This window comes from Bordetella sp. BOR01, from assembly GCF_019218885.1.
GTDB lineage: Bacteria > Pseudomonadota > Gammaproteobacteria > Burkholderiales > Burkholderiaceae_B > Bordetella_A.
The window spans coordinates 330,107-348,417 of the sequence record NZ_JAHUWT010000003.1; the positions used below are offsets into that span (position 1 = coordinate 330,107).

General features: G+C 67.9%; 20 protein-coding genes. 9 read left to right on the forward strand and 11 right to left on the reverse strand.

The genetic code is table 11. From position 1 onward, the window contains the following. Window positions 1-8 precede the first annotated feature (8 nt). The 5 genes from KW845_RS16340 (at window position 9) to KW845_RS16360 (ending at window position 4,771) form a co-directional block, all read left to right on the forward strand. The gene (locus tag KW845_RS16340; protein WP_218370386.1) at window positions 9-806 is read left to right on the forward strand and encodes an ABC transporter ATP-binding protein; all 798 of its coding nucleotides are present in this window, start codon (window positions 9-11) and stop codon (window positions 804-806) included. After that, window positions 799-1,680 carry an ABC transporter permease gene (locus tag KW845_RS16345; protein WP_218370387.1) on the forward strand — a complete coding sequence of 294 codons (882 nt, stop codon included), beginning with the start codon at window positions 799-801 and terminating at the stop codon, window positions 1,678-1,680. The genes KW845_RS16340 and KW845_RS16345 overlap by 8 nt, the downstream gene beginning before the upstream one ends. A gap of 46 nt (window positions 1,681-1,726) precedes the next feature. Beyond that, window positions 1,727-2,734, forward strand: a complete 1,008-nt coding sequence (locus KW845_RS16350; RefSeq protein WP_218370388.1) for a tripartite tricarboxylate transporter substrate binding protein — start codon at window positions 1,727-1,729, stop codon at window positions 2,732-2,734. A gap of 61 nt (window positions 2,735-2,795) precedes the next feature. Further along, a complete protein-coding gene (locus tag KW845_RS16355) occupies window positions 2,796-3,725 on the forward strand; it encodes a hydroxyacid dehydrogenase (protein ID WP_218370389.1) in 930 nt (309 codons plus the stop codon). A 26-nt stretch (window positions 3,726-3,751) separates the two neighbouring features. After that, window positions 3,752-4,771: an Ldh family oxidoreductase gene (locus KW845_RS16360; protein WP_218370390.1), complete on the forward strand. Its 1,020-nt coding sequence runs from the start codon at window positions 3,752-3,754 to the stop codon at window positions 4,769-4,771. 7 nt (window positions 4,772-4,778) lie between these two features. On the opposite strand, the gene KW845_RS16365 is transcribed toward KW845_RS16360, so the two are convergent. The 9 genes from KW845_RS16365 to KW845_RS16405 all read right to left on the reverse strand — a co-directional run bounded on the left by KW845_RS16365 (window position 4,779) and on the right by KW845_RS16405 (window position 13,027). Continuing rightward, on the reverse strand, window positions 4,779-5,519 hold the full coding sequence (locus KW845_RS16365) for a sulfite exporter TauE/SafE family protein (RefSeq protein WP_218370391.1): 741 nt from the start codon (window positions 5,517-5,519) through the stop codon (window positions 4,779-4,781). Between the two features lie 10 nt (window positions 5,520-5,529). After that, window positions 5,530-7,155: a thiamine pyrophosphate-binding protein gene (locus tag KW845_RS16370; RefSeq protein ID WP_218370392.1), complete on the reverse strand. Its 1,626-nt coding sequence runs from the start codon at window positions 7,153-7,155 to the stop codon at window positions 5,530-5,532. Window positions 7,156-7,200: 45 nt separating this feature from the next. Continuing rightward, window positions 7,201-8,199 carry a tripartite tricarboxylate transporter substrate binding protein gene (locus KW845_RS16375; RefSeq protein ID WP_218370393.1) on the reverse strand — a complete coding sequence of 333 codons (999 nt, stop codon included), beginning with the start codon at window positions 8,197-8,199 and terminating at the stop codon, window positions 7,201-7,203. An 81-nt stretch (window positions 8,200-8,280) separates the two neighbouring features. Next, window positions 8,281-10,014, reverse strand: coding sequence for an L-aspartate oxidase (locus tag KW845_RS16380; RefSeq protein ID WP_218370395.1), 1,734 nt, complete (start codon window positions 10,012-10,014; stop codon window positions 8,281-8,283). After that, entirely contained in the window at window positions 10,011-10,622 is a 612-nt protein-coding gene (locus KW845_RS16385) for a fumarate hydratase C-terminal domain-containing protein (protein WP_218370396.1), read from the reverse strand. Before KW845_RS16385 ends, KW845_RS16380 begins: the two co-directional genes overlap by 4 nt. Before the next feature lie 20 nt (window positions 10,623-10,642). Further along, window positions 10,643-11,521, reverse strand: a complete 879-nt coding sequence (locus KW845_RS16390) for a fumarate hydratase (protein ID WP_218370397.1) — start codon at window positions 11,519-11,521, stop codon at window positions 10,643-10,645. Between the two features lie 3 nt (window positions 11,522-11,524). Next, window positions 11,525-11,878 (reverse strand): succinate dehydrogenase, encoded by a 354-nt coding sequence (locus KW845_RS16395; protein WP_218370398.1) that lies wholly within the window; start codon window positions 11,876-11,878, stop codon window positions 11,525-11,527. Between the two features lies 1 nt (window position 11,879). After that, the gene (locus KW845_RS16400; protein ID WP_218370399.1) at window positions 11,880-12,221 is read right to left on the reverse strand and encodes a succinate dehydrogenase; all 342 of its coding nucleotides are present in this window, start codon (window positions 12,219-12,221) and stop codon (window positions 11,880-11,882) included. Next, a complete protein-coding gene (locus KW845_RS16405) occupies window positions 12,218-13,027 on the reverse strand; it encodes a succinate dehydrogenase/fumarate reductase iron-sulfur subunit (RefSeq protein ID WP_218370400.1) in 810 nt (269 codons plus the stop codon). Before KW845_RS16405 ends, KW845_RS16400 begins: the two co-directional genes overlap by 4 nt. A 118-nt stretch (window positions 13,028-13,145) precedes the next feature. Here KW845_RS16405 and KW845_RS16410 point away from each other — a divergent pair, with 118 nt between their 5' ends. Together KW845_RS16410 and KW845_RS16415 are read left to right on the forward strand one after the other, a co-directional pair. Beyond that, window positions 13,146-14,018, forward strand: coding sequence for a LysR family transcriptional regulator (locus KW845_RS16410; RefSeq protein WP_218370401.1), 873 nt, complete (start codon window positions 13,146-13,148; stop codon window positions 14,016-14,018). Between the two features lie 209 nt (window positions 14,019-14,227). Then, window positions 14,228-14,443, forward strand: coding sequence for a helix-turn-helix domain-containing protein (locus KW845_RS16415; protein WP_218370402.1), 216 nt, complete (start codon window positions 14,228-14,230; stop codon window positions 14,441-14,443). On the opposite strand, the gene KW845_RS16420 is transcribed toward KW845_RS16415, so the two are convergent. Then, window positions 14,433-14,969 (reverse strand): hypothetical protein, encoded by a 537-nt coding sequence (locus KW845_RS16420; protein ID WP_218370405.1) that lies wholly within the window; start codon window positions 14,967-14,969, stop codon window positions 14,433-14,435. The genes KW845_RS16415 and KW845_RS16420 overlap by 11 nt on opposite strands. 164 nt (window positions 14,970-15,133) lie before the next feature. On the opposite strand from KW845_RS16420, the gene gshA reads away from it, so the two are divergent. Together gshA and KW845_RS16430 are read left to right on the forward strand one after the other, a co-directional pair. Beyond that, the gene (gshA, locus tag KW845_RS16425; RefSeq protein ID WP_218371398.1) at window positions 15,134-16,711 is read left to right on the forward strand and encodes a glutamate--cysteine ligase; all 1,578 of its coding nucleotides are present in this window, start codon (window positions 15,134-15,136) and stop codon (window positions 16,709-16,711) included. 103 nt (window positions 16,712-16,814) lie between these two features. Next, on the forward strand, window positions 16,815-17,333 hold the full coding sequence (locus KW845_RS16430; protein ID WP_218370407.1) for a lipocalin family protein: 519 nt from the start codon (window positions 16,815-16,817) through the stop codon (window positions 17,331-17,333). A gap of 18 nt (window positions 17,334-17,351) precedes the next feature. On the opposite strand, the gene KW845_RS16435 is transcribed toward KW845_RS16430, so the two are convergent. Next, window positions 17,352-18,293: a LysR family transcriptional regulator gene (locus tag KW845_RS16435; RefSeq protein WP_218370408.1), complete on the reverse strand. Its 942-nt coding sequence runs from the start codon at window positions 18,291-18,293 to the stop codon at window positions 17,352-17,354. Between the last annotated feature and the right edge of the window lie 18 nt (window positions 18,294-18,311).

Below are 18,311 nucleotides of genomic sequence, written 5' to 3' on the forward strand. Positions count from 1 at the left end.
GGGCAGGCATGACCGATGCAAGAACTGCCGCGCCGCTGCTGGACGTACGCGGCGTGACCCTGCAGTACAAGACCCCTGAATACCTGATCACCGCCACCTACCGCGTGGACTTCCAGGTGCTGCAGGGCGATCGCTTCATCTTGCTGGGCCCCTCGGGCTGCGGCAAGTCGACGTTGCTGAAAGCCGTGGGCGGTTATCTGCCGCCGGTGGAAGGCGAGATCCGGCTGAAATCGGAAGTGGTCACGCGGCCCGGGCCGGACCGCATGATGGTGTTCCAGGAATTCGACCAGTTGCTGCCCTGGAAGACCGTGCGCCAGAACGTGGCCTTTGCCCTGTTGGCCAGCGGCCGCCTGAATGCGCGCGAAGCCGACGAGCGCGCCATGCACTACATCCATAAAGTGAACCTGACCAAGTTCGCCGACAACTATCCGCACATGCTGTCCGGCGGCATGAAACAACGCGTGGCCATCGCACGCGGCATGGCTATGGAACCCGACATCCTGCTGATGGACGAACCGTTCGCGGCGCTCGACGCGCTGACCCGCCGCAAGATGCAGGACGAGCTGCTGCAGCTCTGGGACGACACCCGCTTCACGGTGCTGTTCGTGACCCATTCGATTCCCGAGGCGATCAAGATCGGCAACCGCATCCTGCTGCTTTCGCCCCATCCGGGCCAGGTCAAGGCCGAGATCAACAGCGTGCCGCGCGGCGAGAGCGATGCCGGCCGGCACCAGGAACTGGAAGACAAGATCAACGCGATGCTGTTCTCGGACCGCGTCGAAGAAGAGGGACAGCACCATGGCTGATCTGGACGCCCGCCCCGCCGCCGGCCGTGCCGAGCGCTACCTGGAACCGGTTGCCGACGAAGCCTTCGGCGTAGTTCAGAAACCCTTGTCGACCTGGGAGCGGCTCTACAACATCGGCGCGCTGCGCAAGCTGTTCCTGCTGGCCGTGCTGGCACTGATCTGGGAGACCTATGCCCGCAGCATCAACAACCCCCTGCTGTTTCCCACCTTCGGCGCCACCCTGGGCGCGCTGTACGACGGGTTCGTGCACGGCGCGCTGCTGCTCAAGGCCTGGACCTCGATCCGCGTGCTGCTGGTGGGCTATGCCGCGGGCATCGCGCTGGCCGCGCTGCTGACCGTGCTGGCCATTACCACCCGCCTGGGCACCGACTTGCTGGAGACGCTGACCTCGATGTTCAACCCCTTGCCCGCCATCGCGCTGCTGCCGCTGGCACTGATCTGGTTCGGCCTGGGCGAAGGCAGCGTGGTATTCGTGCTGATCCACTCGGTGCTGTGGGCAGTGGCACTGAACACGCATTCCGGCTTCCTGTCGGTATCCATGACGCTGCGCATGGTGGGACGCAACTACGGCCTGTCGGGCTTGGGCTATGTGCGGCGCATCCTGATTCCCGCGGCGTTTCCCAGCATCCTGACCGGCCTGAAGATCGGCTGGGCCTTCGCCTGGCGCACCCTGATCGCCGCCGAACTGGTATTCGGGGTCAGCTCGGGTTCGGGCGGGCTGGGCTGGTTCATCTACGAGAACAAGAACCTGCTGGAGATTCCCAATGTATTCGCCGGGCTGTTCACGGTGATCCTGATCGGCCTGCTGGTCGAGAACGTCATCTTCCGCACGATAGAGATCCACACCATACGCAAATGGGGAATGCAGCACTGACCAGCCGCGCGATCGGCGGCGACACGAGACCAAAGGAGAACTTGTAATGCGCAACGACCGTCACGCCTGTCCCGATACCCAGCGGCGCAAGGCGCTGGGCCTGCTCGGTGCCGGCGCCATCGCCCTGGCCCCCTGGTCGCGCGGCCTTGCCGCCCCGCAAGGGTGGCCGCAGCGGCCCATCAGCTATATCGTGCCGTTCCCGCCAGGCGGCCTGACCGACGTGGCGGCTCGCCAGGTCGGCCAGGCGCTGGCCACGGGCGAAGGATGGAATGTGGTGGTCGAGAACAAGCCCGGCGGCAGCGCCAACATCGGTGCCTCGCTGGTGGCCCGCGCCGATGCCGACGGCTATAGCTGGCTGGCCATCACGATGACGCACGCGGCCAATGCCACGCTGTTCGCCGGCAAGGCGGGCTACGACCTGAAGAAAGACCTGGTGCCGCTGGCCGGCCTGGCCTCGTCGGCCATGATGGTGGTGGTCAATGCCAAGAGCCCCATCCGCAGCCTGGCGGAACTGACCGCCGCGGCCAAGGCCAAGTCGCTGTCGGCCGGTTCCAGCGGCAACGGCACGCCGCCCCACCTGACCCTGGCGCTGTACCAGAAACTGACCGGCACCTCGCTGCTGCATGTGCCCTACAAAGGCGGCGCCCCTTCGCTTACCGACCTGATCGGCGGGCAGCTGGATGTGATTTTTTCCAACTATCCCGAGTCGCTGCCGCACGTCAAGAGCGGCACGCTGCGCGCGCTGGCGGTCAGCACCCAGGAACGCAGCCCCGACCTGCCCGATGTGCCCACGGTGGCCGAAGCCGGCCTGCCGGACCTGATCGTCGAGAACTTCACCGGCGTGCTGGGCCCGGCCGGCATGCCCGACGACCTGGTGCTGCGCATCGGCGGCGCCATCGAAAAGCAGGTGTCGCAACCCGCCATGCAACAAGCCCTGCATCGCCTGGGCTTCATCCCGCGACCGCGCGGCCCGGTCGCTTTCAAGCAATACCTGGACAGCGAAGTCGATCGTTGGGGCAAAATCATCCAGGAAGCCAAGATCCAGGTCGGCTAGCCGGCCACTTTCCTTGCGGGCTGGCGCAGGCCGGCCCGCCCAACGCCACTGAAGAAGCCAGATGCACATCGTCATTTCCGAATTCATGGATGAAGCGGCCGTTGCCGCGCTGCGCGCGGATTTCGACGTGCGCTACGAACCCGACCTGGTCGACCGGCGCGACGCGCTGCTGGCCGCCCTGGCCGATGCCGACGCACTGATCGTGCGCAACCGCACCCGGGTCGACGCCGCGCTGCTGGCGGCCGGCCCCGGGCTCAAGGCCGTGGGCCGCCTGGGCGTGGGCCTGGACAACATCGACGTGCCCGCCTGCCAGGCGGGCGGCATCGCGGTGCTGCCTGCCACCGGCGCCAATGCCCGCGCCGTGGCCGAATACGTCATGGCCACGGCCCTGATGCTGTTGCGCGGCGCCTATCAAAGCAGTGCACAGGTTGCGGCCGGCGCGTGGCCGCGCACCGAACTTTCCAACGGGCTCGAAGCCCAGGAGCGCACGCTGGGCATCGTCGGCTTCGGCGGCATCGGCCGGCTGGCTGCCAGCCTGGCGCAGGGGCTGGGCATGCAGGTCGCCGCCCACGATCCGCTGCTGCGCGACGAAGATCCCGCCTGGCGCGCAACAGGCGTGCAAGCCCTGCCGCTGGACGCCCTGCTGGCGCGCGCCGACGTGCTGACCCTGCATATCCCCTTGACCGATGCCACGCGCAACCTGCTGGACGCGGGCCGGCTGGCGTCCATGAAGCGCGGCGCCGTGCTGATCAACACGGCGCGCGGCGGCATCGTCGACGAAGCCGCGCTGGCGCAGGCACTGCGCAGCGGCCATTTGCGCGGCGCCGCCATCGATGTCTTCCAGGATGAACCGCTACCGGCCGGCAGCCCGCTGGCCGATGCGCCCAACCTGGTGCTGACGCCGCACATCGCCGGCCTGACCCAGGAAGCCAACACGCGCGTCTCCGGCATGGTCGCGCAGCGCGTGGCCCAGGCACTGCAAGCACGCTGAACCTGTCTTCTTTACTTGAGTCTTCCATGGCAACCGTAGACCTGAAGTCTTTGCATCAACTAGCCGCTGCCGCGCTGCGCGGCGCCGGCGCCAACCCCGACATGGCCGACAGCACGGCACGCGCGCTGGTCTATGCCGATGCGCAGGGCCTGCCCTCGCACGGGGTATCCCGCGTGCCCTCTTATGCGGCCCACGTACAGAATGGCCGCGCGGTGGGCGGCGCCGTGCCGCGTATCGCGCAGCAGCGCGGCGGCGCGGTGCTAGTCGACGCCGGCGCGGGCCTGGCCTTCCCGGCCTGTGCCCTGGCCGTGCAAGAAGCGGCCGCCCGCGCGCGGGCGCATGGGGTAGCGTTCGCGGGCGTCACCAACAGCCATCATTTCGGCGTGGCGGCCTATCACCTGGACGCCCTGGCGCGTCAAGGCCTGGTCGGCCTGGCACTGGGCAATTCGCCGGCCGCCATGCCGGCCTGGGGCGGCAAGCGCGCACTGTTCGGCACCAACCCCATCGCGGCCGCCTTTCCGCGCCGCGATGCCGACCCGCTGGTCATCGACCTGTCGCTATCCGAAGTGGCACGCGGCAAACTGATGGTGGCCGCGCGCGAAGGGCGCGAGATTCCGCTGGGATGGGCCCTGGATGCCGACGGCAATCCCACTACCGACCCCCAGGCCGGGCTGGCCGGCAGCATGCTGCCCATGGGCGGCGCCAAAGGCGCCATGCTGGCCCTTGTCGTCGAACTGCTGGCTTGCGCACTGACCGGCGCGCACTTCGGTTTCGAGGCGGATTCCTTCTTCACCGAAGCTGGCAACCAGGCACGCATCGGACAAGCCTTCCTGGCCATCGACCCGGGCGCGCTGGCCGGCCAGGATGTCTACCTGGAACGTGTGGAGACCCTGGTTGCGGCCATGCTGGTCGACAGCGACGTGCGCCTGCCCGGCGCGCGGCGCGCCGGCCTGCAGCAGCGGGCCAGCCAGCAAGGCGTCGAGATTCCAGATGCCCTGCTGGCGCAACTGCGCCAATTGGCGAACCCGATGGCGGGCCAGGCCTAGCGCCTGTTCACCAGAAGCCGCGCACGCCGGCGATCACCAGCGCGACGCCGGACAAGGTCAGCAGCCCCAGCACCAGGCGGCGGAATGTCGCATCGCTGAAACGGCGGTACAGGTGCACGCCGACCAGGGCAGGCACCAGCACGGCGGCGCCCACGATGGAGAACACCGGCACGGTCTGCGCGGTAAGCAGGCCGGCGGCGGCATAGCCGGCCAGGGTGACGCCGTGCATGGCCAGGTTGAAGCTCTGGAATACCGCGCGCTGCTGGTCGCGAGGCCAGCCTCGCAACACGCACCATAGTGTGGGCGCCGGCCCGGGCAAACCGCCAAAGCCGCCCATGGCGCCGCCCAGCCAGCCCACCGCCGCGTCGGCTGCGCGGCCGCCGCGCGTAATGCGCGGCAGTTCAGCCGCCAGCAGCATGGCGGGGCAATACACCAGCAGCACCACCCCCACGCCCAGCCTGAACGCGGCCGGATCCACATAGCGCAGCAAGGCCACGCCCAGCGGCACGCCGGCCAACCCGCCCAGCAGAAACGGCATCAGCCGGCGCCAATCGAAGCCATGCCGCAATGAACGCACCGCCAGCAACTGGCCGATCAGCGATCCGAACACCACGGCCGGCGCCGCCATCGCGGGCGGCAAGGTCCAGGACCAGAACGCCATTGCCACCAGGCCGAAGCCGAAGCCGGCCAGGCCCTGCACAAAGGCCGCCACGCAGGCGCCCGCCGCCAGCAACAACCAGGTTTCCATCCGTCCGGGCTCAGGCTTGCCTGACCACAGGGGCGGGCAGGCCCGCCAGCGCGACATTCACGCACGTCGGTACATCGGCGTGCACCGCGTCCTGCAAGGCGCGGGCCAGTTCGTCGGCCTGGTTCACCCAGGCGCCCCGCGCGCCGAAGCCTTCGGCCACCCGGTCATAGCGGGTGGGAAGCAGCTCGCAGCCGACCAGGCGTTCGGCACCGTAGCTGTTGAGCTGTATCTGGTATTCGGCGTTCCAGCGCGCGTCGTTGCCCACCACGCAGATGAAGGGCAGGCCGTAACGCACGGCGGTATCGATCTCGGCGCAATGGAAACCGAAGGTGCCGTCCCCCATCATGGCCACCACCGGCGCCCCGCGATGCGCCAGCCGGCCCGCCAGGGCCATGGGCAAGGCGCTGCCGATGGCGCCGGCCGCACCATTGATGACGCGATGCGGCGCGCGCAGGCAGGCCTGGGCCCATTGGCCGAACTCGCCGCCATCGCACACCAGGACTGAATCGGGATGCGTATCCAGCACCTGCTGCACTGCCCGGCACAGTTCGGCCGGATGCAGGCCATTCCCATTGCCGCTGCCATTGCCGCGCGCCTCGTTCCAGGCGGGCGGCCGGTACGCCAGGGCCGTCTCGACCTGCGCCAGCCATTCGGGTAAGCCGCGCAGCGACAATGACGCCAGGCTGTCGAGCGCCGCATGGGTGTCGGCCAACAGCGTTTCTTGCAGGCGCTCGCCCAAGGCGCGGCGAGTGCGTGCCCATTCGCGCTCGTCGGCGTCGATCTGCATGAATACGCACGCGGCGTCGAACGCCTGGCCGAACTGCAGTGTGAAATCCAGGCGCTTGCCCAACAGCAGCACGCAGTCGGCACGCGCCAGCATCGGGGCGAACGCGCCCAGCGCGGGGTCGTTGGCCCCGCGCGGGCTTTCCGTGGCTACCACCGGCACGCCCCAGGCCTGCTGCAGCGCGGCCACCCGGGCGCGGCCCGCGTCGGTCAGCCCCTGCGGCCCCACCAGCACCAGCGGCCGCTGGGCACGCCCCAGGCGCGCCACCAGCGTGGCCGCCTGGCCGGCATCCAGCGGCATGGGCACCGGCGCGTAATCGCGCGCCACGGGCAAGGGGCCGTCGGCGGATTGTTCCAGCGTGTCGGTGGGCAGGCTCAGGTGCACGGGCCCCGGCCGGCCGCTGCGCGCCACCCGGCAGGCCCGGGCAAAGTCGGCCGCCAGTCCGGCCGCCGAGCCGGCCGCCCACGAGGCCTTGGTTACCGGGGCCGCCATGGCGGCCTGGTCCATTTCCTGGAAAGCGCCCCAGCCTGCCTGGCGATTGGGCGCGTGGCCCGACAGCAGCACGACGGGCGATTCGGACATCTGCGCCGTGTACAGCGCGGACACCGCGTTCGCATGGCCGGGGCCGCCCGTCACCAGCGCCACGCCCGGCTCGCCCGTCAGGCGGGCCCAGGCATCGGCCATGTGCACCGCGCCGGCTTCGTGGCGCACGTGCACCAATTCGATACCGGCCGACAGGGCCGCATCGAAGACGGGCATGATGTGGTTGCCGGAAAGCGTGAACAGGCGGGTGATGCCCGCCGCCTTGATCGAGCGGGCCAGGGTATCGGCGCCGCGAGCGGAAACTGCCATCGAAGAGACTCCTTGTCCTGCAACGGTGTGATTATCCAGGGCGCGCTACTTGAGTGAAATGCCGGTGGTGCGACCCAGTTTCTGGTATTCCTGCACCTGCGCCTGCACGAACTCGCGCGTCGGTCCGGCGGCGCGCACGTCCGGCACGCTGCCCAGCTTGCGGGTGCCGTCGTTCCAGGCCGTATCCGACGATACGCCACGCAGCACGTCGGCCCATTTGCGCACCGCCGCGTGGTCCATGCCCGGCGGGCCATACAAAGCGCTCCACCCGGTAATGGCCTCGAGCTGCGGAAAGCCCGCCTCGCGCGCGGTAGGCACGCCGGGCAGCGTCTGCAGGCGTGCCGGCGTGGTCGTCACCAGTGCGCGCAGCCGGCCATCGTTCAACGGACCCGAGATCGGCGCGTAATTGGTACAGACGAAATCCACCTGCCCCGACATGGTGGCCAGCGTGGCCTCGCCCGACCCCTTGTAGGTAATGGGCATGGCCGCGGCGGGCGGCAAGCCCAGCACGCTGAACAGCAGCTGCGGGCCCAGGTTCAGCACGGTGGCCGGACCGGTGGTGGCATAGTTCAGCACGCCCGGCCTGGCCTTGATCGCCGCCACCAGATCGGCCAGCGACCGGTAGGGCGAGTTTTTCGGAACCGCGCATACATACGGGTTCAGTTCCAGCAGGCCCAGAAAAGTGAAGTCGTCCCATTGATACGACAGGCTGGTTTGCAGGGCCGGCAAGATGGCCTGCGACCCGACCCGCGCCATCAACAGCGTGTAGCCGTCCGGATCGGCGTCTTTCACGTATTGCGAGCCGATGGCGCCGTTGGCGCCGGCGCGGTTGAGCACCACCAGGGGCTGCCCCAGGTACCGCTGCGCCACGGCGGCCAGGTTGCGGGCCGCCAGGTCGGCATCGCCCCCCACGCTGAATGGGGTCACCAGCGTCACGGCCCGCTGCGGATACGTCTGCGCCGCGCCATTGCCTGCCAGCGCCAGGCTCGCCACCAGCCACCCCGCGGCCGCCAGCAGCCGCCATATCGTTGCTTTTATAGCCATTGTCGTCTCCTTGGGCGTCTTGAGCGCCGATCCCTCGCTATCCCGGCATCCGGCACCTTGCGTGTCCGGCCCCAGGCTCGATCACGCGGCCGCCTGCTCCAGCAAGGTCTGTCCGGGCTGCACGCGAGTGAACTGCACAGGTTGCCGGCTGACCTGCATGGCGCCATCGTGCTGCGCCACCACGGAAAACCACGAATGCTCCAGGTCGCGCACGTCGGGAAAATCGGCCCGGAAGTGAGCGCCGCGCGAGTCTTCGCGCGCCAGCGCGGCTCGCACGATGGCTTCGCTGACGTGCACCAGGCTTTCCAGGTTCAGCCAATCGTGCCAGGTCATGTTGTAGGGGCGGGCGGCTTGCGCCACGCCGGTACGGTCGAGCTCGCCGCGCAGCACGGCCAGCGCGGCCAGCGCCCGGTTCAGGCCCGCGGCATCGCGCACGATGCCCGCATCGTCCCACATCAACGTCGACAACTGCTCGCGCAAGGCATGCAGGTCGCCCCCGCGCCGCCCCAGCGGCGCCTGCACACGCACCAGGGCCGCCTGCACCACCGCGGCGTCTGGTTCGGCCCAGTCCTGGGCCGGCACCCATTGCGCCATGGCGTCGCCCGCGATGCCGCCGAATACCGTCGAATTGGCCACGCCATTGCCCCCCAGCCGGTTCGCGCCATGCACGCCGCCCGTATCTTCACCAGCGGCGTACAGCCCCGTCAGCGCCGTGCGGCAATCGGGTTGGAACAGCACGCCGCCCATCATGTAATGGGCCGTGGGCACCACCTCGACCCGGCCCCCCGCCAAGTCGAAGCCACAATCGGCGCAGCGTTCCACCATGCCCTTGAACTGCCGGCGCACCTGCTCGGGCCCCAGATGGGCCATTTCGATATACACGCCGCCATTGGGCGATGTACGCCCCGCACGCATCTCGGCATAGATGCCGCGCGACACGATATCGCGCGTGGCCCGTTCGGCGCGCGCATCCACCGCCTGCATGAAGCGCTGGCCCGCGCCGTTGAGCAGGTATCCGCCCGAGCCGCGCAGGCCTTCTTCCAGCACGGTTCCCGTCATCCGGGTATCGGTCCCCGCCAGCAAGCCGGTGGGATGGAACTGCACCATTTCCATGTCGCGCAAGCCCAGGCCCGCGCGCAACGCCATCGACAGGCCATCGCAGCTCTTGTCGCCCGAGGGGGTGTGAAAGCGGTACATCGTCGGGCCGCCGCCGGTGGCCAGCAACACCGCCTTGGCCCGCACCAGCACGAATTCGCCCGTGCGAATGTCTATCATCAGCACGCCCGCGATGCGCCTGCCGTCGCGCGAGGGCACCAGTTCAACGGCACGATGCTCTTCCATGCGATGGATGCGGCGCGCCCAGACTTGCTCGGCCAGCCGGTTGATGATCTCGATGCCGGTCAGGTCGCCCTTGTGCACGGTGCGGTCGAAGGTCTGGCCGGCAAAGGCCTTCTGGTGCAGCGTGCCATCGGCGTTGCGGTCGAAGAAGCAGCCCAGCTCGTTTTCCAGTTCATGGATGCGCTCGACGGCCTTGTTCACCAGCGTCCAGGCCAGTTCCTGGTCGGGCAGCCATTTGCCGCCCTCGATGGTGTCCATGAAATGCCGCTCGGGCGAATCGCCTTCGGCCAGCGCCACGTTGTAGCCGCCCTGCACCATGCGAGTACAGCCGCATTTGCCCAGCAAGCCCTTCACCGCCACGGTGATATCCAGGCCGGGCGCCGTGTCGTGCGCGTGCAGGGCCGCGAACAATCCGGCGCCGCCCGACCCCAGGATCAGCACATCGGTCTGCCGCACGGGCACATCGGCCGCGCTCATCGCGTCACTCCCAGGCTGGCCAGCACGGCCTGGCGCCGGGCGGCGACGTCCTCGGCCACCTGGTCGTACAGCGAACCCCCGTGGCTGTCCATCGCCACCAGCAAGGGCCCGAAATCGCGAATGCGGAACTTCCACAGGGATTCGGGGTTCAGGTCGTCGAGGTCGACATCTTCGATGCACTCGATCCAGGTGGTCTCCAGCGCCGCGGTACCGCCCACGATGCCCAGATAGGCGCCGCCCAGTTCCGCAAAGGCCTTGCTCGAGCCCTGGTGCATGCCGCCCTTGCCCACGATGAGGCGTACCCCGCATTGCCGCATCAGTTGGGCAGTGAAGCGTTCCATGCGCGAAGAGGTCGTGGTGCCGATGCACACGGATTCATAGCCGGCCGGGCTCTGCGGCGTGGCCGCCACTTTGCGCACATTGGGCGCGGTATGGATGACCGCATGGCCGTTCATGTCGAAGCGAGTGGCGCGGCCCTGGTCGAACAAGGCGATATAGCTGGCGTCGCGTATGCCGAACAGCGTGTGCTGCAAGGTCACCGTATCGCCCACGCGCAGCGCGCGCGCCTGCGCTTCGGTCACCGGCATGGCCAGGTTGTGATGAGTCATGGTTGCAGTTCCTGGTGCGCTCAGAATCCGTACTGCACGCCCTGCGGCGTGAAGCTGGCCCGCGCGCGGCGCGCCGAGTGGCATTGCATATTCACGGCCACCGGATTCATGGTGATGTGCGTGGCGGCCAGTTCCACATGCACCGCAAAGGCCGTGGCGTCGCCGCCCAGCCCCTGCGGCCCCACCCCCAGCTGGTTCACGGCCGCCGACAGCTCGCTTTCCAGCTGCGCGCCCAGCGCGTCGTCGCAGCGCGAGCCCAGCGGCCGCGTGGCGGCCTGCTTGGCCAGGTGCACGCACAAGTCCGAAGTACCACCCACCCCCACGCCCACGATGGTGGGCGGACAGGTCTTGCCGCCGGCCTGCATCACGCAGTCGATGACGAATATCTTGACGGCATCCAGCCCTTCGGCCGGAATCGCCATGCGCAAGAACGAGTTGTTCTCGGACCCGCTGCCCTTGGGGATCATCTCGATCTCCAGCCGCTCGTCTTCTTCGCAAAAATCGACATGGATGACGGGTACCCCCGGCCCGCAGGACGTATGCGCGTTCTTGCGGCTGATGGGGTGCACCACGCTCGAGCGCAACGGGTGTTCGCGCGTGGCGCGTTCACAGCCGGCACGGATGGCCTGTTTCAGGCGCCAGCCGTCCAGCGCCACGCGGCGGCCCACCAGCACGTTGTAGATGGGAATGCCGGTGTCCTGGCACAGCAGGTTGTCGCGGTCTTCGGCGACCGCGATATTAGTGGTCATGGTGTCCAGGATGGACCGTGCGCGCTCGGACGATTCGGTACTGCGCAGGCGCTCGAAGCCCTGCTTGATATCGTCGGGCAGGCGCTTGAGCGCCCGTATGTACAGTTCGCGCGCGGCATCTTCCACCTGCGCATAATCGATCTCGGACATGATTCAACCCAGCATGTTGGCAACGAACAGCAAAGACACCGCCAGCGACGCGGCCGTGCCGACGGCGATCCAGCCCCGCCGCAAGCCGCCCCAGGGGGCGAACTCGATCCACAACAGGCGCAAGCCGCCGGCCAGGTGCACCGCCAGGCACAGCACCAGGGCCCATTCGCCGAACTTGAAAATGGGCGCTTCGTACCAGCGCAATGCGCCATCCAGCGCGGCTTCGCCCTGCAACGCCAGCCCCAGCGTCCAGAAGTGCACCGGCAGGAAGGCCAGCAGCAGCAGGCCGGACACACGGTGCACGGCAAACGCCAGCCAACTGGCGTGCATACGGGCGCGCAGGTCATTGCGGCGCATGTCAGCCCCCAAGAGTGACGGCGGCCACGGCGCGCCAGCCCAGCACCAGCAGCAGCGCGCCGGCCACAAGCCCCGCGGGGCCGGCCGCCTTGCGCAGCGGCGCCGATTCGTCGAGCACGTTGCGCAAGCCGATGGCCGCGTGCACCGACACCAGCAGCACGAAAATGCCGTAGAACGCCATCCAGGCCAGGCTGCCACGCGTGCGGCCCAGGATCTCGGCCGCACTGAGGCCGCCTCGCACCGCCAGCGTGATGATGGCCAGGTGGGCCAGCACGAACAGCGCCATGGCGGCGGCGCTGGCGCGCTGCCAGTACCAGCGCCGCGCGGCGCGCGCCGCGCTCATGGGGCGGCTCCGGACAGGCTGGCCGGGTTGCCGGCGCCGGCCTCGGCATCATCGGCATCGGCCTCGGCCTCGGGCAGTTCGCCGCGCAGGGCGGCCCGCGCGGTCACGCGCTTGAGCCCGGCGATGGCGGCGGTAGGCGCGATGCCCTTCGGACATCGCACCGTACAGGAACCCTGCGTATGGCAGGCGTGGCAACCGGCATCGCCCGCTACCGCGGCGAGACGCCGCGCCCCGGCCGTATCGCGTTCATCGTTGACCAGCGTCCAGGCGCGATTGAGCGCCGCCGGACCCAGGAACCGGGGTTTCCAGCTGACCACATCGCACGAGGCATAACAGACCCCGCAACCTATGCATTCGATGCCGGCGTCGGCGGTGCGCCGCGCACGCGATGCCGGATCGACACGCGCCACCGGGTCATGGCGGCCGGCCGGCCCCGCGAAGCGGCCCTGGGCACGCTGCCATTTGTCGAAGAACGGCGCCATGTCGGTGACCAGGTCCTTGACGACAGGCAGGTTCGACAGCGGCGCCAGTTCGATGCGGCCGCCGCTTGCCACGCGCGATACGTGCGTGCGGCAGGTCCAGCGTGCCACGCCATTGACCGTCATGGCGCACGAGCCGCACATGCCCACGCGACAGGCGTAGCGGTACGACAGCGTGGGGTCCAGGTGGCGCTGGATATGGGTGGCCACGTCCAGCACGGTCTGGTGGTCGCGGCGCGGTACCTCGAACGCCTGGAAGCCGCCGTCGGCACCGCCGCGCCAAACGCTGACTTGCAGGACACCAAGGGGCGAATCTTGCTGCGGCATGCCTGTTTCACCCAGGAAAAGCAACGTTCTTAATACTGCCGCGCGCTTTGACAAAAGTAAAACTATTAATTATTTTTGATAGACCAAGTTTTTCTTATAGCTATCCGCGAGGCTCGCCATGTCATCCATCCGGCAGTTCCGTACCGCCCTGGCGGCCGCCCAACTGGGCAGCTTCGTGGCCGCGGGCCGCCACGTGGGGCTGACCCAGGCGGCCGTCAGCCTGCAGATCAAGAATCTGGAAAGCGAACTCGACACGCAGCTATTCGAACGCCGCGCGCAAGCGGCGGTGCCCACGCCGCACGGCCGCCAGGTGCTGGCCGAACTGGAAGACCTGGTAGCCCGCTACGAACAGTTGCTGGCGCAAAGCGGCGATACGCTGCGCGGCAGCCTGCGCATCGGCACGCTGGTGTCGTCGTTGATGGGTACTTTCGGCACGGTGCTGGCACGCATCAAGCGCGACTACCCCGCCCTGCACATCACCCTGCTGGCGGGGCAGTCGGCCGACTTCGCGGCGCGCGTGGCGGGCGGCGAACTCGATGCCGCCGTGGTCACCGAACCGCCGCCTGGCGTCGAGCCCACGCTGGTATGGACGCCGCTGTACCAAGAGCCCCTGGTACTGATCGCGGCCGCACGGCTGCGCCGCAAGTCGGTGGCCTCGCTGCTGGCGACCGAGCCCTTCCTGCAATTCGACCGTTCGCTCTGGACCGGCCATCTGATCACCGAGGCCCTGGCCCGCCAGGGCGCCACGCCAAACACGATTCTGGAACTGAACTCCATCGAGGCCATTGCCGAACTGGTGCGCCAGGATTACGGGGTGGCGGTGGTGCCGCTGCTGGCCAATGCCGATTGGCGCGCCAGCAAGCAATTGGCCGTCAAGCCATTACCGGGGCCGGCCATCCTGCGCCGGGTCGGGATGCTGGAGCGGCGGCGCCACGGGAAGCTGGCGATCACCCGTACCTTACGGGGGGTGTTTGCGCAGAACGCTAGGTAGGGGGTCTTGCGGCCGAGAGCAGGTTCTTAAGGCGTCGAGGCCGGTGGCGTCTAGGCTTGCGTCTTGGCAGTCCATGAGGAGTGTAGAGCCGAGGATGTAACTCGGACCGGTCCGATAACTTGGTGCCTGGCGCCGGGCGGGCGGTTGTAGGGCTGGTGTTACAGATGGAGAATCGGCGCCTTCCCGGCCCCGCCTGCCCTGCCACCCCAATGCAAGAAAAACCTCTTTCCAATCGCGAGCGCGACTGTCTGCACTGGTCTGCGTTGGGCAAGACCAGCTGGGAAACCGCCATCATCCTGGGCGTAAGCGAACGCACGGTCAATTTCCACATTGGCAACGCCTGCAGCAAGCTGGGGGTCTACAACCGTCGCGCCGCGGTAGCGCTGGCGCTCAGGCAGGGCCTGCTGCCCTCGCTCATCGATTGAGCTTGACGGCGCGCACGAATTCTTGCGCGCGTTCCCGCGGCAGGGTCTGCTCGGTACCCGCGGCCACCGCGTCGATCAGCATCGTGTCGGTCACCCACACCCTTGCCATCAGCCAGCCCGGCTGCTGCCCAGCCTGGCCGCGCACCTCGATCTCGTCGCCATAGGCTGGCAGCGGCTGGGGTGGCTGAGTGCTCAGGTTGGCATAAAGCGACTGCATCAAGGCATGGCCCAGTGCATCGCGCGCAGCCGGATCGCCAGCCACTTCGGGCGGCAGGGGCGCATGGCCCACGGCAAACATGGCCCCGTCCACCTGCGCCATGGTCAGGGTAAACCGCAAGGAGTGGCCGGCCAGGGCAATTTCGCGGGTCTGCGTCTGCACTTTGGCCGGAAACGCAGCCTGGACATGGCCATCGGCCACTTCCATTTCGCGCCAGTTGTAACTTGGCGTGCAGGCAGCCAACAGCAACGCCACGCCCAGCAAGTGGGGCAAGCGCGCGGGCCACAGGCGAAACAGCTTTGAAATCATGGTGTTGCGGTCTCCGATACCTGGCAGGAATACGGCATTATTGTCGCCTATCCCATGCGGGCCTGCGTTTGGTCAATTGCCCCTGGCGGCAGTGCAGGCTCCCTCGGCAGGAAATGCCTACACCCCGTAAAATCCGCGCTCAATCCTAGAATATCGATATGACCGTGACCGATACCGCTGCCAGCCGCCTGGCCCGTCTACAGGCCCATCCCGCCCTGCTCGCCCAGACCCTGCGCGGCATCGAAAAAGAAGGGTTGCGAGTCGACACCCGCGGCAAGCTGGCATCCACCGCCCACCCGTCGGGCCTGGGCGCGGCCCTGACCAACGAGCACGTCACCACCGATTATTCCGAAGCGCTGCTCGAACTCATCACCGGCACCCACAACCGGGTCGAGCCTTTGCTGGCCGAACTGGAAAACACCCACCGGTTCGTCTATAGCGTGCTCGACGGCGAATACATCTGGAACCAATCCATGCCGGCGACGCTGCCCGCCGAAGCCGACATCCCCATCGCCTGGTACGGCACGTCCAATACCGGCATGCTCAAGCATGTCTACCGGCGCGGCCTGGCCGAACGTTACGGCAAGGCCATGCAATGCATCGCCGGCGTGCACTACAACTTCTCGCTGTCCGATGCGGCCTGGGAAACCCTGGACCCCGGCACCCCCAGCGCCCAAGACCGGCGTTCGCGCGGCTATATCGCCCTGATCCGCAATTTCACGCGCTATTCCTGGCTGCTGATGTACCTGTTCGGCGCCGCGCCGGCACTGTCGCGCAGCTTCATGGGCGATCGTCCGCATCCATTGCAGGCCCTCGATGCCGACACCCTGTACCTGCCCCACGCCACCAGCCTGCGCATGAGCGACCTGGGCTACCAGAACAACAACGCACAAGCGCAGCTCAAGCTCTGCTACAACGACCTGGAAACCTTCCTGGCCCGGCTGTATGGTGCCGTCACGCAGCCCTGGCCCGACTACCAGGCCATCGGCACGCATCGCAACGGCGAATGGATCCAGCTCAACACCAACGTGCTGCAGATCGAAAACGAGTACTACTCCAGCATCCGCCCCAAGCGCGCCACCGGCCGCGGCGAACGCCCGGTCACGGCGCTGGCCGAACGCGGCGTGCAATATGTGGAAGTGCGCTGCCTGGACATCGACCCGCAGCAGCCCGCCGGCATCGCCGCCGACACCGCGCGCTTCATGGACGCCTTCCTGCTGTTCTGTGCAACGTCCGACAGCCCGTTCTTTATGCAGGACGGCTATTGCCAGCGCAGCGCCGACAACTTCTCGGTCGTGGTCAAAGAAGGTCGCAAGCCGGGCCTGCTGCTCGATCGCGATGGCGCGGCCGTCAGCGTGCCGGCCTGGGGCCACGAACTGCTTGACCAGGTCGCCCCGTACGCCGCGCTATACGACCAGGCGCTGGGCGGCGACGCCTATGCGCGCGCGCTGCAAGCCCAGCGCGCCAAGCTCGACCATCCCGACGCTACGCCCTCGGCGCGCCTGCTGGCCGACCTGCGCGACGGCGGCATCTCGTTCCACGACTATTCGCTGCAACTCAGCCGCCAGCACGCCCAGACGCTGCGCGCCCAGGCGCTGCCCGCCGATGTCGCCGCCAGCTATGCCGAAACCGCACGCCGGTCGCATGCCCAGCAAGCAACGCTGGAACAAACCGACGACGTCGATTTCGACACCTACGTGGCGCGCTATCACGCCGCGCTGAAGGCACCGGGCCAATCCTGATACAGCGCGTTTCCATCCAGGCCGCGTAAAGGCGTATCGTTGGGGTTTCCGCCCGCCGCGCGCGGCGCCACGCGACGGGCTGCCCTCTGCCAGGAGGCTGCCCATGCCACGCCACCTTGTCCTGATTTTGTCGGCCGCGTTGCTGGGCCTGGCCGGCGTCGTGCCTGCCGCCCCGCCCCTTCAGGCAGTCGACACCATCGACCTCGAGCGGTACGCCGGCAAGTGGTATGAAATCGCCCGGCTGCCCACCCCCTTGCAGCGGCTGTGCGTGGACGATGCCACGGTTGAATACACCGTTGCCCCGCAAGGCGCATTGCATATCAACAACCGCTGCCGCACCAAAGACGGCAGCATCGCCGCGGTATCGGGGCTGGCCACCCAGCACGAGGGCGCCACCGGCGCACAGTACCAGGCCGACTTCCTGCAACCGGCCACGCAGTACTGGATCATCGGGCTGGACAGCGACTACCGCTGGGCCGTGATCGGCGGCCCCGAGCGCAAGACCCTGTGGATTCTTGCGCGCACGCCGCAATTGCCGCCCGAACAACTCGAACAGGCCTTGCAGGCCGCGCGCGCGCAAGGCTATACGCTGGACGAACTGCAATACACGCCGCAACACTAGGCGGGCCGGCCGCAGCGCTCATTGCAAAGGCGCCGGCCGCAACCAATCGCGATGATGCTGCTCGATATGTTCCTGTACAAAGCCCGCCAACGCGCGCGTGGCCATCGACGGAAAGCGGTTGGGCGCGGTCAGCAGGTAGATGCCGTTGCCTACCCCTTCAGGCTCGAACTCGGGCAGCACTTCGCGCAACTGCCCGTCGCGTAACTGGTTCCATACGGCGTAGCGCGGCAACAGCGCCACGCCCAGTCCAGCCAGCACGGCCTCTCGCAGAAAGGGGTAGTCGCCCGATTGCAGGCGCGGCGCCACGCGCAAGATCAACGGATCGCCGTGCGCATGCTTCAGGCGCAAGTCGAAGCGACGGCCCAGCGATTGCGGCGCAATCAACGAACAACGCCCCAGCTGATCCAGCGTCAGCACCGGCCGGCCATCCAGCAAGAAAGCCGGGGCTGCGCACAGGCTCCACTGGATGCTGCACAGGCGCCGTGCCACATGGTCTTCGGGCGGGGCCGACGTGATCTTCAGCGCCAGATCGACCTCGGCCGACACCAGGTCGCCGATGTTGTCGTTGATGTGCACGCACAAGGCGATATCGGGATAGCGCCGCGTGAACTCCAACAGCACCGGCGCCAGATACAAATGGCCCAGCCCGGTTGGCAGGCGTATGCGCACGTCGCCGCGCACCGTACCGCCCAGGCTGTCGATCGACGACTGGGCCGCGCGCATCTCATCCAGCAGACGCACACCGTGCTGGTACAGCAGGCGGCCGGCCTGGGTCAGTTCCACATGGCGAGTAGTACGGCGCAGCAACTGCGCCCCCAGCGCCAGTTCCAGGCGCTTGAGCCGATGCGACATGTTCGAACGCGTCATGCCGCAACGCTGCGCCGCCGCACTGAGATTGCGCGACTCGACCATGGCTACGAACAGCCTGACCAAGTTCAGGTCCGGGATATTGTCAAACATCGTTCACCATTGCAGGCA

What these genes read in the sequence shown, in the direction of transcription:
- KW845_RS16400 (WP_218370399.1), bottom strand. Translation starts at nt 12,221, where the DNA reads ATGAGCGCGGCGCGCGCCGCGCGGCGCTGGTACTGGCAGCGCGCCAGC.
- KW845_RS16405 (WP_218370400.1), bottom strand. Translation starts at nt 13,027, where the DNA reads ATGCCGCAGCAAGATTCGCCCCTTGGTGTCCTGCAAGTCAGCGTTTGG.
- KW845_RS16340 (WP_218370386.1), top strand. Translation starts at nt 9, where the DNA reads ATGACCGATGCAAGAACTGCCGCGCCGCTGCTGGACGTACGCGGCGTG.
- KW845_RS16360 (WP_218370390.1), top strand. Translation starts at nt 3,752, where the DNA reads ATGGCAACCGTAGACCTGAAGTCTTTGCATCAACTAGCCGCTGCCGCG.
- KW845_RS16415 (WP_218370402.1), top strand. Translation starts at nt 14,228, where the DNA reads ATGCAAGAAAAACCTCTTTCCAATCGCGAGCGCGACTGTCTGCACTGG.
- KW845_RS16420 (WP_218370405.1), bottom strand. Translation starts at nt 14,969, where the DNA reads ATGATTTCAAAGCTGTTTCGCCTGTGGCCCGCGCGCTTGCCCCACTTG.
- KW845_RS16365 (WP_218370391.1), bottom strand. Translation starts at nt 5,519, where the DNA reads ATGGAAACCTGGTTGTTGCTGGCGGCGGGCGCCTGCGTGGCGGCCTTT.
- KW845_RS16370 (WP_218370392.1), bottom strand. Translation starts at nt 7,155, where the DNA reads ATGGCAGTTTCCGCTCGCGGCGCCGATACCCTGGCCCGCTCGATCAAG.
- KW845_RS16380 (WP_218370395.1), bottom strand. Translation starts at nt 10,014, where the DNA reads ATGAGCGCGGCCGATGTGCCCGTGCGGCAGACCGATGTGCTGATCCTG.
- KW845_RS16390 (WP_218370397.1), bottom strand. Translation starts at nt 11,521, where the DNA reads ATGTCCGAGATCGATTATGCGCAGGTGGAAGATGCCGCGCGCGAACTG.
- KW845_RS16430 (WP_218370407.1), top strand. Translation starts at nt 16,815, where the DNA reads ATGCCACGCCACCTTGTCCTGATTTTGTCGGCCGCGTTGCTGGGCCTG.
- KW845_RS16435 (WP_218370408.1), bottom strand. Translation starts at nt 18,293, where the DNA reads ATGTTTGACAATATCCCGGACCTGAACTTGGTCAGGCTGTTCGTAGCC.
- KW845_RS16345 (WP_218370387.1), top strand. Translation starts at nt 799, where the DNA reads ATGGCTGATCTGGACGCCCGCCCCGCCGCCGGCCGTGCCGAGCGCTAC.
- KW845_RS16355 (WP_218370389.1), top strand. Translation starts at nt 2,796, where the DNA reads ATGCACATCGTCATTTCCGAATTCATGGATGAAGCGGCCGTTGCCGCG.
- KW845_RS16385 (WP_218370396.1), bottom strand. Translation starts at nt 10,622, where the DNA reads ATGACTCATCACAACCTGGCCATGCCGGTGACCGAAGCGCAGGCGCGC.
- KW845_RS16395 (WP_218370398.1), bottom strand. Translation starts at nt 11,878, where the DNA reads ATGCGCCGCAATGACCTGCGCGCCCGTATGCACGCCAGTTGGCTGGCG.
- KW845_RS16410 (WP_218370401.1), top strand. Translation starts at nt 13,146, where the DNA reads ATGTCATCCATCCGGCAGTTCCGTACCGCCCTGGCGGCCGCCCAACTG.
- KW845_RS16350 (WP_218370388.1), top strand. Translation starts at nt 1,727, where the DNA reads ATGCGCAACGACCGTCACGCCTGTCCCGATACCCAGCGGCGCAAGGCG.
- KW845_RS16375 (WP_218370393.1), bottom strand. Translation starts at nt 8,199, where the DNA reads ATGGCTATAAAAGCAACGATATGGCGGCTGCTGGCGGCCGCGGGGTGG.